Source organism: Rhizobium sp. PL01 (assembly GCF_033447125.1).
Taxonomy (GTDB): Bacteria; Pseudomonadota; Alphaproteobacteria; order Rhizobiales; family Rhizobiaceae; genus Pararhizobium.
In genome coordinates this window covers 547095-560665 of the sequence record NZ_JAWQUM010000001.1, presented here as the reverse complement: position 1 = coordinate 560665, position 13571 = coordinate 547095, and the positions used below count along the sequence as shown (strand labels likewise).

Genomic DNA, 13571 nt, shown 5'->3' with positions numbered 1-13571 from the left:
TCAGGCTCAGCCCTTGGATGCGCCGACCTGCTCGTCCCAGATACGGAAGGCCTCGACGATCCGGGCCGGCTCCAGTGGCACTTCGAGCGGATTGTTGGCAATCCAGTCCGCGTATTCCGGACGGCCGAACTCCTTGATGGCGTCCTGGCTTTCCTGCGGCGCCATGTCGATCGTCACGTCCTTTACCGCCGGGCCCGGGTAGAAATAGCCCTGGTCGTAGGCGATGGCCTGCTGTTGCGGCTGCAGCATGAAGTTGATGATATCGAGCAGAACAGTGACTTTCTCGTCCGAGACGCCCTTCGGAATGACCGCATAATGCGCGTCCGTCACCCAATGGAAGCCTTCGAGCTTGCCGACCTTGGCTTCGGCCGGAACAATGCCGAGCGCACGCGGATTGATATCCCAGCCCGTCGTCGAAACGACGATGTCGCGGGTACCTTCGCCGAGTTCCTTCATCACCTGCGTCGTGCCGGTGCCATAATACTCGATGTGCTCGCCCAGAGCCTTGAGGTATTCCCATGTCTTCGCCCATCCCTTGACCGGATCGCGCGGATCGCTGTCGCCGAGAATGTAGGGAAGCCCCATCAGGAATGTCCGGCCGGGACCGGAATTGGCCGGACGGGCATACATGAACTTTTTCGGATTGGCCTTCGCCCATTCCAGCAGTTCCGCCGCCGTCTTCGGCGGTGTCGCAACGCGCTCCGGGATATATTCGATCAGCGGGCCGGATGGATAATAGGTAACGACGACACCCTGCTCCTTGGCGAGCGCCTGCATCTTGAACGCCTGCGGCAGAAGGATGCTTTCGAGATTGGGCAGGTCGCCTTTGTGTGCAGCAAGATCGATCCAGAGGCCTTGGTCGAGACCGGCGGCCAGCACGTCGGTTCCGGTCAGAACGAGATCGATATCCACCTTGCCGGCAGCCTGCTGCGCCTTGATCTTGGCAGGAAGTTCCGGTGCCGGCGCCTTGGTAAAGGCGAAGCTTGATACCCATTCCGGCTTTGCCGCCGCATAGGCCTCGAGCATGCCCTGCGTCAGGGCAAGGTTACCGGCAACATCCACCACGGTGATGGTCACGGGGCTTGCCGGCGCCTTGAGCTGAGCAAAAAGGCGGCCGGGCAAAAGTCCCAGACCGGTCAGGCCGGCAACTCCGCCGACGAAAGTCCTGCGTGTAACGTTCATGTCTTTCTCCTCCCTTGTTGTGCAGCGGGCGCCTCCTCAGCCGCCCGTCTGCCAGATGGTCACAGTCGGTAAGCCTTTTTCGCCAGCCCGTAGGCGAGTTCATGTGCCAGACCGAACGCCTCTTCCTCGTCGAGGCGGTGGTCGGCCACGAGCCGCGCCAGATAGGCGCAATCCACCCGCCGCGCCATGTCGTGGCGGGCCGGGATCGACAGATAGGCGCGGGTGTCGTCGTTGAAGCCAACCGTGTTGTAGAACCCGGCGGTTTCCGTTGTCGTCTCGCGGTAGCGGCGCATGCCCTCCGGACTGTCAAAGAACCACCAGGCAGGTCCAAGCTTCAGGGCCGGATAATGGCCGGCGAGTGGCGCCAGTTCGCGCGAATAGGCGGTTTCATCGAGCGTGAAAAGGATCACCGTCAATGCCGGATCATTGCCAACAGCGTCGAGCAGTGGCTTCAATGCCTGGACGTAACCGGTCGATTTCGGAATATCCGCCCCCTTGTCAGGACCGAAATCCGTAAACAGCGAGGGATTGTGATTGCGATAGGAGCCCGGATGGATCTGCATGACCAGCCCGTCATCCCTGCTCATCCGCGCCATTTCCGTCAGCATCTGGCCGCGGAAGGCATCCGCCTCTGCCGCATCCGCCGTGCCCGCAAGCACTTTGGTGAAGAGCGCCGCCGCATCGCCGGTCGAAAGGTTTTCGGTCCGGGCGCTCGCATGGCCATGGTCCGTCGCTGTTGCGCCGCGCTCTTTGAAGAAGGCACGCCGCGCCCGATGCGCATTGAGATAACCGGTCCAGGTCGCTGTTTCACCAGTCATGGCGAAGAACCGCTCAAGGTTTCCGGCAAATCCAAGCGCTTGCGGATCGACCACTGAATCTGGCCGGTACGTCGGCACCACGCGCCCATGCCATCCCGATTTACGCACCGCATCGTGATGCGCAAGGTCGTCAAGCGCGCTGTCCGTGGTGGCAATCACTTCAATGCCGAAACGGTCAAACAGGGCACGCGGCCGCATCTCCGGCGTTGGGATTGCCGCCGCGATCCGGTCGAACAGGGCGTCTGTCGTCTTTGGCGACAGGCGCTCCGTGATCCCGAACACGGTCTCCATCGAATGCTCGAACCAGAGCCGCGTCGGTGTGCCGGCAAACAGATGGAAGTGCTCAGCAAACAGCCGCCATATTTTTCGCGGGTCCGCCTCGACCGGTGCACCGTCGCGCCGGGCGACGCCCAGATCCTCCAGCCGCACACCCTGCGAATAGAGCATGCGCGTTGCATAGTGGTCCGGGGTAATGAACAGCGCTGCGGGGTCCGGAAACGGCTTGTCTTCCGCATACCAGGACGGATCCGTATGGCCATGCGGCGATACGATCGGCAGTCCGGCTACGGTCTCGTAAAGCTGCCTTGCGATCGCCCGTGTTCCGGGATCGGCAGGAAACAGCCTGTCGGGGTGCAATGCCATTCCTTGTCGCTCCTCCCGCTTCACGTCTTGGCAACGTGGAGAAACTGATATACTAGTATCCACAACAGTGTCAACGCTTCGAGAAACCCATGCCATCATCGCCCCGCAACAACGCCGTCGTGCCCCTCCTTCCCGAGCCGGCGACTGCAAAGCTGCGGCGTGTTACGGCTGGATCAGCGATTTATGAGAGACTGCATTCGGCCATCACCTCGCTGCAAATGCCGCCCGGCATGCCCTTGCAAGAGAAAAGGATCGCCGAGGAATTCGGTGTCAGCCGGACGCCGGTACGCGAGGCGCTGCTGCGGCTGGCGGAGGCTGGGCTTGTCGATATCTTCCCCCAGTCCGGCACCTTCGTATCCCTGGTTCCCGTCGGGGCCATTCCCGAAGCGGTGGTAATCCGCAAGTCGCTGGAAGGAACAACAGTCGAATCGGCAACCGCAATTGCGACATCCGCCGACATCGCCAAGCTCGACGCCATCATCGCCCGCCAGCGTGTCCATGCTACCCATAACGAGATGTCGCTGTTCCACGAGCAGGACGAGGCCTTCCACGAGACGATCGCTGGTATCGCCGGCTATCCCGGCATCTGGGCCATCCTGAAAACCGTCAAGATCCAGATCGACCGCGCCCGGCGCCTGACCCTGCCGGCGCTCGGACGCATGGAGAGCGTGATCGAAGAGCACATGACGATCCGCAATGCCATTGCCGCCCATGATATCGAAGGCGCCCGCGCCGCGATGATGCACCATTTGAGCGCCGTCATCCCCGACGTTGCCGAATTGCGCGTCATGCACCCCGATTACTTTTGCTGAACGAAAACAACTGAATAAGCCGGAGGAAGTAACAGGTATGCGTCAGGGATGGAGATGGTTCGGGCCGGATGCGCCGGTGACGCTGGATGACGTGCGCCAGACCGGGGCGACCAATATCGTTTCGGCGCTGCACCAGATACCGATTGGCCGCGCTTGGACTGAGAGCGAGGTTCGCGAGCGTCAGGCACTGATCGAAACCACGCCTGCCGGCCGCTCACCGCTTACCTGGTCCGTCGTCGAAAGCATCCCCATCCCCGATGCCGTCAAGCGCACAGGCGGCAAAGCCAAGGCAGAGATCGAAGCCTGGATTGCCAGTCTCGAAGCGGTCGCCGCCTGCGGCATCAAGATCATCTGCTATAATTTCATGCCGGTGGTCGATTGGACGCGCACCGAGCTGGATTTCGTCACCGCGACCGGCGCCACCGCCATGCGTTTCGACCATGAGCGTTTTGCCGCCTTCGACCTTTTCGTGCTCAAGCGGCCCGGTGCCGAAAATGACTATTCGGACGAGGATCGCCTGCGGGCCAAAACCGTTTTCGATGAGATGCCCGAAGCAGAGATGGCCGAGATCACCCGCATCATCACCTCAGCCCTGCCCGGCTCCACCACCGAACCGATGACGGTCCCTGGCTTTCGCGAACGCCTCGCGGCCTACAGTGGCGTTGACGCGAGCCGGTTTCGCCAGCATCTGATCGAATTCCTGGAGGCCGTCACCCCTGCCGCCGAAGCGCGTGGCGTCAAACTGACATTGCATCCGGACGATCCGCCACGCCCGCTTTTCGGCCTGCCACGCATCGCCTCGACCGCAGACGACTACGCCGCCCTGTTTGACGCGGTGCCGTCACAATCAAACGGCATGTGCTTTTGCACCGGCAGTCTTGGCGTCCGCGCCGATAACGACCTGCCTGCGATTGCCCGCCGTTTCGCCTCACGTATCCATTTCACCCATCTGCGCGCCACGACCCGCGAAGGCGACGGCCGCAGTTTCCACGAAAGCGCCCATCTCGACGGCGACGTCGATATGGTGGCGGTGCTGAAAGAACTCGTCACCGAGGACCGCCGCCGCTCACCCGAAAACACCATCGTCTTCCGCTCCGACCACGGCCACCGCCTGCTCGACGATCTCAACAAGACCGTCACCCCCGGCTACCCCTCCATCGGCCGCCTGCGCGGTCTTGCCGAACTGCGCGGCATCCTGCACGCACTCGATGCAAAACCGAATTGAGCCAAACGGACATTGTGCGCTCATACCCTGTTCGAATTTTCGACGGTGCACTTTGCTCAAGGCGATAGTGGATCGCAAAACCATATCTGCGCTCCGATGCTGGCCTGCAGGTGGGGCCAGCCAGTGAACTCCGTATCGTGATCAAAAGTGGCCGAGCATCGGGCGAGCTAGGGTAAAAAGATTGGAGAACCTGGGGCGGATCACATTCCCATCGCCCAAACAGTTTTTACCCTGCAGCGGCCTCAGACGGTACAAAATATTGACATCGGAAGCGAACCGCCGCCATGAGTATTCGATTGCAAGGCACTCGAGCGCTGTCGCGCTTTTGCGGTGTGCCCCCAGGTTAACCGTGAATTCGCTGAGAAACCTATTCCGGGGTTTGCCGGGAGCGCTGCATTGCACCATATTGCGGACACACGGCCAGAAGGCCTGAAAAGCCTGGAAGGCCAATATCGCATGACATCGCATACCGCATCACCAGGCGAGACGTCCGAGACCCGCAAGTTCCTTGTCCTGCTGCTCGGCTCGATCGGCGTCGTCTATGGTGATATCGGCACCAGTCCCCTCTACGCTTTCCGCGAGGCGCTGAGACCTTTTTCGGCTGATGGTGTCCACGAAAATGAGGTGCTGGGACTGATCTCGCTGATGATCTGGACGCTGACGATTATCGTCACCGTCAAATACGTCCTCTTCCTGCTGCGCGCCGACAACGACGGCGAAGGTGGCACGCTGTCGCTGCTGGCGCTGCTGATGAAGAAAACCGGCAGCTTCACGCCGATCCTGTTTTTCGCCGGCATCATCGGCGCGGCGCTGTTCATCGGCGACGCCATGATCACGCCCGCCCTTTCGGTCATGTCGGCGCTGGAGGGCCTGAAACTGGTAACACCGGCGTTCGCGAATTACGTCCTGCCGATGTCGGCTGCGATCATGGTCGGCCTGTTCCTCGTACAATCCAAGGGCACGGCTGCGGTGTCCAAGTTCTTCGGTCCGATCACGGTCGTCTGGTTTCTGGTCATGGCGTGGGGCGGCCTCATCCATATCGGCGATGACTGGACGATCCTGAAGGCCCTGAACCCGGTCAACGCTCTCTGGTTCATCACCCATGCGGGCTTTACCGGCCTTATCGTCCTCGGCGCGGTTTTCCTGACGGTAACGGGTGCCGAAGCCCTTTACGCCGATCTCGGGCATTTCGGCCGCAAGCCGATCCAGACGGCATGGTTTATCCTGGTCTTCCCGGCACTCGCCCTGAACTACCTCGGCCAGGGTGCCTTCGTGCTGGCCCATCCGGAGGCCATCGAAAACCCGTTTTACCTGATGTACCCTGAATGGGCGCTGCTGCCCGTCGTCATTCTCGCCACCATGGCGACCATCATCGCCAGCCAGGCGGTCATCACAGGGGCATTTTCTCTTGCCCGTCAGGCCGTCCACCTCGGTTTCCTTCCGAGGCTCGCCATCAAGTTTACCTCGGAAACAAACACCGGACAGATTTACGTTCCGGCCGTGAACATGCTCCTCTTCATCGGCGTCATCGTCTTGATCTTCGCGTTCGGCAACTCTGAGTCGCTCGCGACGGCATACGGTATCTCTGTCACGGGCGCGATGGTCGTAACCTCGCTGATGTCGTTCCAGTTCCTGCGCTCCATATGGGGCTGGTCCACCATCAAGGCAGCAGCCATCCTGCTGCCGCTTCTTCTTCTCGAAGCGGTTTTCCTCGGAGCAAACCTCCTCAAGATCCACGATGGCGGCTGGGTTCCCATCGCACTAGCGCTCGCCATCATGGCAGTGATGTGGACCTGGACACGTGGCTCGCGCGCACTGCGGGAGAAGACGGCCAAGAACGACATGCCATTGGACATGTTCATCAAGTCGGTGGAGCGCCAATCGGATCACGCTCCGGTCACTGTTCCCGGCACCGCCGTGTTCCTGACAAGCGTGCCAGACAGGACGCCCGCCGTCCTTCTCCACAATATCAAGCACAACCACGTTCTCCACGAGCAGAACGTCGTCCTGACAATCTGGACGCAGGACAAGCCGCACGTCCCAGACAGCGAGCGCGTCGAGGTCACGCGGCTGTCCGAGCGGTTCCTGCGGGTCGATATCCACTTCGGCTTCATGGACGAGCCGAACGTGGCCAAGGCCCTCGTCCTCTGCAAGAAAAAGGGTTTCAAGTTCGAGATCATGCAAACCTCGTTCTACCTCGGACGGCGCAACCTCATCAGCACACCGAACACGGACCTGCCCGTCTGGCAGGAACGGCTCTATATCGCGCTGGCAGACTTCGGGATCGATCCATCGGCTTACTTCAAGCTCCCAGCAAACCGCGTCGTGGAACTCGGCGAGCAGGTGGCAATCTGACCTCTGGAAAAAATGTTACGGGGCGCCGGATAAAATTGGGGCGGTTCGCCTATGCCGGGTTTCAGACACCTGAATTCGCGCGCCTGATGTCTGTCACCGGATGGGGAAAAGCCGGGAATACGCGGGAGATTACGGGGACGCTTCCCGCCGGGCGTCATCATTTTTTTGAAACGACGTCTTTCAAAATGGCATTATCCAGCATGGTCTCGGCCAGCAGTTTCTTCAGCTTGGCGTTCTCGTCTTCCAAAGCTTTCAGCTTGCGAGCATCGGAGATCTCCATGCCGCCGAACTTGGCCTGGTATTTGTAGAAGGTCGCCTCGGATATTCCGTGCTTGCGGCAGACATCGGCCATCCTCAAGCCGTGCTCCTGCTCTTTCAATATCCCGGTGATCTGTTCGTTCGAGAACGGTGAATACTTCATGCTGTCCGTCTCCTCAGTGTGACGGACTCTACCAAAATCTGGAGGAAGTTCAGGAGCTTAGGTCATCATAAGCGACGACCTTCTCTTAGGTAAGACCATACCGCTTTCCGCCCTAAACTGTCTGGTGAATGCGGCGTGTCGCCAATAAAACTGTTGGTCGGCATAATTGCGAGGAGCATGTTTTGATAAAACTGCTCAATTTCTTTATATACGGGTCGACACAATCGGTGGAGCTACCAACGTTGAGGGAAGATCAGAATTTTCTGATAAACGAGTATCGGATGGGCCTTATGTCGCGTGCCGATTGGCGAGACCTAGTCGATCGCGGCCCAACTCTGGCAGCGCATTTTAGGTTTAACGATCCAAGACCGAGCAATTGAACGCATTGCACACTTTGATCACGTGAGCGCGCTCGGCACCTCAATTTGTTCCGACAGCATCATCAAAGCGCATTTCTATGACCTACCAACCTCTCTTGCGGCGGTTGCGGATGGCCGTTCAAATCTGATGTCGATGCGCTTTTATATCTGACAGCGAGCAACAAAAGCGCAAACATCAAGATCGCCACCGGCCAAAAATCAGTTGCCTGATCCCATGACCACTTCCACATCTCGTAGGCTTCGAGATGTGGTGGGTGCATATGGACTGAGACTTCAAAGTCACGCTTCTCCCGGCCGTGAAAATATCCAGAGGCAAAAGCTAGTCCGATGATCAGGGCTGTACGGCGCTTGAAGAATACAAGGCCGAGGGCTGTAACGACAGCGGCTATGCACAAAGCTTCCGCGATGTGGCCCAACCAGTCAAAATTGTTCTGAATATATTGCCAGTCGATATTCATGTGGGGCTGAACGCGCGTGGGCGGCGTAGGTTCCGCACTTTTCAAATCCGTTACTCGCAATCAAAGGACATCGCCATGCTTGCCATCATTGCCGCGCAAGGTGCGTCCGGCTGCGCTTCGCGCGTAAATGAAAGCAATTTCAACTCGGTCCTGGCGCAACTTTTTGCGCGCTATAGATCGGAGCGGCAGCCGGAGCATGCCTCGCTGCTTGCCGCCGCTAGGGCGTTGAACAGAGTGCAACCACTCTAACGACGCCACGATACGCCAAAAATGAAGCGCCCCGATGGGATATTTTTTAGGCAGGTTACGTTTGGAGTTTTTTCAATCCAGAAGCGAACGCCATCCGATCCAGAAGCTGCCGCCGCGCCACTACTATCCCGTCGCGAATCGCGCCTTCAACATGGGTTTGAGATATTTAAAATCCATGTTGACATACCATCGGAATTTCAGTTTTCCCGATTTAGCGTGTCAAAACTCCGAAAATTTGCGTCGGGCTACAGCTATATTGGTATTTTTGGACGCCTGTGTACGGCATAGGACGTATATGGACGAAATGGTGGGCCCGGAGGGACTCGAACCCCCAACCAAGCGGTTATGAGGCGTATGAACGGGACCATCCATGAGTAGTCACTAGCTTTCAAGAGCGACACAACACCGTGATTCAATTCGCCATTTTTGCCAGACTCTGCGGCCGAGAGCGTTCAAGGCGCACCATTGTTTCTGCGTCGGCTGTTGCCATATCTGGTGCGATCCGTTGTAATCGTTGATGTCATGATTGTTGCCATCTCATCGCCTATATATCTCGCTCCCGGTCGGCAACGCCCGTGAGGCCGATGCGATTGACTGCGCAGCCGCCACGAAGAGGAGCGCACGGCGGAAGGCAAGGATTCATTTAGCGCCCGCTACGAGGTGTACGGCCGCTGGCAGCGCTCGAGAGTGCATCGGCTCAGCCCGGAACATTCGCCGTTTTTCCACCGGTTTAGGTCTGCCCCTCGCCGTCCGAACCGCCACCACCTGAGCCGACTTGCTGCTGCTGTCGCGTCGTTCCCCATTGACGAACGCGCCGGGGCGAAATCGCCCCCTCTATCCGCATTCATCCGCCGGACCTGCACAACGTTTGATTGTTATTGCATGCCATTGTGGAATCGCCTGGGACGGCGGACCCCGGCCAAGTTGGTGACCACACGATCGCATCGACAAAAGCGATAATGGCGACACGGCCCCCTTGTAACAGCGCCCCATGCCTCACCCACCGCAAATGGCCAAGACCGCCCTACCCGATCTCCGCGTACTGTTCATCGCCAGATCCTCGCAGGAAGACGATACGTAGCGGCGGAACTCATGGGAGCGCCCCGCCTGTTTCAAGCCCCACAAAGATTGTTGACATTAGCAGCGTTTGTGATCATTTTGATCACCATGCGATCATTTTGATTCCAATCGGATGAGATCGCATTTACGGACATCGTTAGACATGGCGAGATCCAAAGCCGCGCCGGCTTACGCGACCCGCAGAGAACTTCTTGAGAGGAATTCTGGATGCAACAGCCACACAAATTTTTCGCCGACATTACAAATCTCGAAAGCCTCACTGCTGACCTTGTCGCCGTTCGCGACGGCACGTTTGACTTCTTGTCAATTCTGAACGCGCCGCTCCTTCGAAACGCCGCAGTCGTGAAACGGCCCATGAGATGCCTGAAAGGCATCGTAACCGGTCATGCTCGTCTCCCGGACGGGGACGATATCGTTACGTCGCAGCTCTGGGCTGCCTGCTATTCAGAGAATTTTTACGTTCGAACTTTGTCTCGCTGGTACAGGATTGAAGGCGAGGTTACTGTTTGATGTTTTCCCACCTCCCCACTGCAATTAACTATCTTTCGATCGACCTTGTGAGCTCGCCTAGCCGCGCAACGAGGGTCTCTCCACCTTGGAGAAAGGTAAAATGAAGCAACCCATCGCTCAGTCGGAATTTACCGATCTCCGAAAGAACCCTGGAAAATTCATGATGACCTGTGCGCTGCGGCGGGCGCTGCGTCCGACTGTCCAGTTTCAAAAGAACGCGAAGGGCATAATCCTTTGTATTGTTGACAAAGGGTGGATCTGGTCTGCAAAGTCGGCGGCAACACTGTTCCTCACGGGCGGCCGCACTTCCCACAACTATGATGATTTCCGGCAGCAGGCGCAGGTTTTCGGTGTCAGCGCGAAATGGTCCAAGTCTAAGTCCACAAATGATGGCGTTACGATCGTTAGACCCGAACACCAGGCCATTTATCTCGCGCCCACGTTGGAGGCATTTCCAACTTCTCTCGTTCTCGCAGCCGACGAGATTGTCACCATCAACCCGCCAACAGGGCGACATGTCAAAGCAGCTCGTCGGGTTTGTGGCGTTGATGATGTAGATATCGACGTTGCCGATGAAATATCCCGGCAGAACGCCGATGTGGTTATCGGCCTCGCGGCGAGGAACTCGTTGTCTCGGTTCGACGCGTCGCTACTTCGAGAGCCAGTGAGCACGCAACTTAAGGGGCCCAAACTATCTGACCTTCCAGGATATGGAGCCGCGCGTCCTTGGGTAGCTGATGTGAAGCAGGACGTTGCGGACTGGCGCGAGGGAAAACTGGCTTGGTCAAATGTTGATAAAGGTCTGCTTCTCGCCGGCCCACCCGGCACAGGGAAGACCCTGTTTGCGACAGCGCTCGCAGCCGAGCTAGGATTCGAGCTCATTTCGACAAGCGTCGGCGACTGGCAAGGAAAGAACGAGGGGCACCTCGGAACGATGCTACGGGCCATGACCGAATCCTTTGCCGAAGCCTCTGCGCGCAAGGGGGCGGTTCTCTTTATCGACGAATTGGATTCGTTGGGAGATCGAGGCCGCATGAGAGATGGTCACGCCTATTATGAAGGCAACGTCATCAATCGTTTCCTAGAACTCGTCACCCATCTTTTTGAGCAGGAAGGTGTAATTCTCGTCGGAGCAACCAATCACCCAAATCTCATCGATCCTGCCGTTCTCAGGTCTGGGCGCCTCGAGTCTCACATCTATCTCGATTTACCTGATGAGGAGGAGCGCGCAGAGATCCTTGCTTACCACCTGGAGCAAAACATTTCGGCACGTGAGCTTCGCGCCGTAACCGACAAATTGCGGCTCGCGACTCCAGCAGACCTTGAGAAGCTGGCGCGAAAGGCCAAGCGATTTGCCAGAGGCCGAAAAGCCACGCTGAACATCAAGGACGTTGAGGCATCGCTGCCGGCGAGGGTGCCACTACCGGAGGACGTTGTGCATCGAATTTGTGTGCACGAGATCGGCCATGCTCTGATGGCGATCTCATCCGGCGTTGCGGATGTGATCGACATTCGGGTTGAGTCGCATATGGTCGAAGGCGCGATTGTCCAAGATGGTGGCCGTATGCACTATCAGATTCGCAACACTGCGCTACCTACGGAAAAGGAGCTTCTAGCAAAAATCCGCATGATGCTGGGCGGCGCGGCCGCTGAGGAAGTTGTCTTCGGCACCAGGTCCATTGGTGCTGGCGGCGTGGAAGGAAGCGACCTGGATCAAGCGACCAGACTTGCGTACCGGCTTGTCGGAAGTTACGGCCTTGGCAAATGGATGCGTTATCAGTTCCCCGCAAAAAGGGTGGACGAATCCTTCGTACCCATGCCGGAGCTTCGTGTTGAGGTCGATGGAATCCTTGCACGTGAATATCGTGCGGCGAAAGAATTGCTCGCAAAGGAAAAGACTCGTCTTATGCGATTGGCCGCGGAGCTGGTTGTCGATCGACGGATGCGCATCGAAAAGCAGTAAGCGTTCTCCATTGGGTTTCCGCAAGCTTCCTGGTCAGTGATCTGCGGTTCCAAACCGCAAATGGCGGCGCTGATCAGGCCTACGTCCGGACGGTCAGTATCTGCTTGAATTGCGTTTCCCCAAAAGCCGATAGGAGTTGGATGATATGATCAACGTTGCGGATTTCGCGCGCCGATTTCCAAGCGTAATTCTCCGAAATCTGCCTTTTGGTTTTGAATGCGGAGATGGTTGGGCGGAGATAATTCACGAGTTCTTTTCGGCGGCCCACAAAGCGCTCAATGACGGCAAAGGGACGCTTCATGTGCTTCAGGTTAAAGAGAAAATGGGAGCTTTGAGGATCTCCTTTCGAACGGCAGGTCTTTCGCAGGAAGCCCAACGGTCCATCGATGAAGCATATGGTCTCGCCGAAGCGCGGTCCTTCCATGTGTGCGAGCAGTGTGGCCGCCGCGGTCGCCTCTGCTGCAATGGTATGTGGTACGGAACCCTCTGTGCCGAACACGCTGCAGAAGCCGATGCTGACCCTGTCTTTCGCGACAGTGGGCTCGCGTTTAGGATCGTGGTCGGCAATTCTATCGCTCTCTATGATCCTAGGTCTGATCCGTTCATGTCGACAAGATCGGATTGACGCGAACGGTCTTCAGTCAACGTAAACACAAAATCGCTATACCCTTGGGGACGCTCGAATGGAATCCAAGTCACCCATATCGAGGGATATCCAAGTGTGCCCTACTCCGGCACCATGGTCGAGGGACGCGGGCAAAGAAGAGAGCTTTTCTTGGTTTCTGGCTGCCAGGATTAATCGATAGCCCGTCTGTGCAAGGTGGGTGCAAGGTGGGTGCAAACTGCCTGTCCGATCCCACCCGTCGCACCCGTGACCATGCGCCATCAGGCTTACAGCGTCGCCCCCGTCCACCTGCTTGCCAAACGTGACCCAGGAACCGAACGAAAACTCGCTCACCTTCAGACCGGATTTCCCAAGCCGACGTTATTCCATGATAGCTCCTCCAATGAGATGCGATGCGGCTCGACCGTCAATACGGTAAAGGCTAGGTACACCTGCGGCTCCAGCAGCGCGCGAAGTTGGCGTATTGCGTTAGCCAGTCTCCAAATGAACACTCGAGCGACCATGTGGAATCCGCAGTTTCAAACCTATCCAATCCTGCTTGATATGACTACCTCCGAACAGTGTGCCAAGGAAGTTGGAACAGAACGGCCGTGCTAGGAGTCCGGGCGTAGCCGAATTGCAAAGTCCCTTCAAGACAGCAACTCTGCTATGGACTAATTCGCGACAGATGATTGGATTGTGGCCGGAAGCGAACTGACGGCTATTGGTGCGGCCAGCTCGAAAGTGGACATCTGGCGCTCGATTAACGATGTCCACACTCGTCTCTAAGCGGACAGAGTGGGTCGATGACTAAAGACGGTTTCGCGCATTCACTCTGTCATCGAGGCCAATTTCACAGATCCCGAGGAACA

9 protein-coding genes and 2 pseudogenes are annotated in these 13571 nt (G+C 57.8%); 6 read left to right on the top strand and 5 right to left on the bottom strand.

What is annotated here, in order from left to right:
* Positions 1-6: 6 nt before the first annotated feature.
* Both R6X40_RS02615 and uxaC read right to left on the bottom strand, forming a co-directional pair.
* Positions 7-1182 carry an ABC transporter substrate-binding protein gene (locus tag R6X40_RS02615; protein WP_318410705.1) on the bottom strand — a complete coding sequence of 392 codons (1176 nt, stop codon included), beginning with the start codon at positions 1180-1182 and terminating at the stop codon, positions 7-9.
* 59 nt (positions 1183-1241) lie between these two features.
* Complete coding sequence (gene uxaC, locus R6X40_RS02610) at positions 1242-2642, bottom strand: glucuronate isomerase (RefSeq protein WP_318410704.1); 1401 nt, start codon at positions 2640-2642, stop codon at positions 1242-1244.
* Positions 2643-2731: 89 nt separating this feature from the next.
* On the opposite strand from uxaC, the gene R6X40_RS02605 reads away from it, so the two are divergent.
* The 3 genes from R6X40_RS02605 (at position 2732) to R6X40_RS02595 (ending at position 7034) form a co-directional block, all read left to right on the top strand.
* Positions 2732-3454, top strand: a complete 723-nt coding sequence (locus tag R6X40_RS02605) for a GntR family transcriptional regulator (protein WP_318410702.1) — start codon at positions 2732-2734, stop codon at positions 3452-3454.
* A gap of 37 nt (positions 3455-3491) precedes the next feature.
* Positions 3492-4679, top strand: a complete 1188-nt coding sequence (gene uxuA / locus R6X40_RS02600; RefSeq protein WP_318410701.1) for a mannonate dehydratase — start codon at positions 3492-3494, stop codon at positions 4677-4679.
* A gap of 456 nt (positions 4680-5135) precedes the next feature.
* Complete coding sequence (locus tag R6X40_RS02595) at positions 5136-7034, top strand: potassium transporter Kup (protein ID WP_318410699.1); 1899 nt, start codon at positions 5136-5138, stop codon at positions 7032-7034.
* A gap of 160 nt (positions 7035-7194) precedes the next feature.
* On the opposite strand, the pseudogene R6X40_RS02590 reads toward R6X40_RS02595, so the two are convergent.
* Positions 7195-7455 (bottom strand): annotated as a pseudogene (locus R6X40_RS02590) (transposase); the annotation flags it as partial.
* Positions 7456-7897: 442 nt separating this feature from the next.
* Positions 7898-8293 (bottom strand): hypothetical protein, encoded by a 396-nt coding sequence (locus R6X40_RS02585; protein WP_318410697.1) that lies wholly within the window; start codon positions 8291-8293, stop codon positions 7898-7900.
* Positions 8294-8368: 75 nt separating this feature from the next.
* Between R6X40_RS02585 and R6X40_RS02580 the strand changes: the two genes are divergently transcribed.
* The 3 genes from R6X40_RS02580 (at position 8369) to R6X40_RS02570 (ending at position 12720) form a co-directional block, all read left to right on the top strand.
* Positions 8369-8542 (top strand): hypothetical protein, encoded by a 174-nt coding sequence (locus R6X40_RS02580; RefSeq protein WP_318410695.1) that lies wholly within the window; start codon positions 8369-8371, stop codon positions 8540-8542.
* A 1690-nt stretch (positions 8543-10232) separates the two neighbouring features.
* Positions 10233-12095, top strand: coding sequence for an AAA family ATPase (locus R6X40_RS02575; protein ID WP_318410693.1), 1863 nt, complete (start codon positions 10233-10235; stop codon positions 12093-12095).
* Positions 12096-12240: 145 nt separating this feature from the next.
* A complete protein-coding gene (locus R6X40_RS02570; protein ID WP_318410692.1) occupies positions 12241-12720 on the top strand; it encodes a hypothetical protein in 480 nt (159 codons plus the stop codon).
* Positions 12721-12948: 228 nt separating this feature from the next.
* Here the strand turns inward: R6X40_RS02570 and R6X40_RS02565 are convergent.
* Positions 12949-13059, bottom strand: a pseudogene (locus R6X40_RS02565) (aldo/keto reductase); the annotation flags it as partial.
* Positions 13060-13571 lie beyond the last annotated feature (512 nt).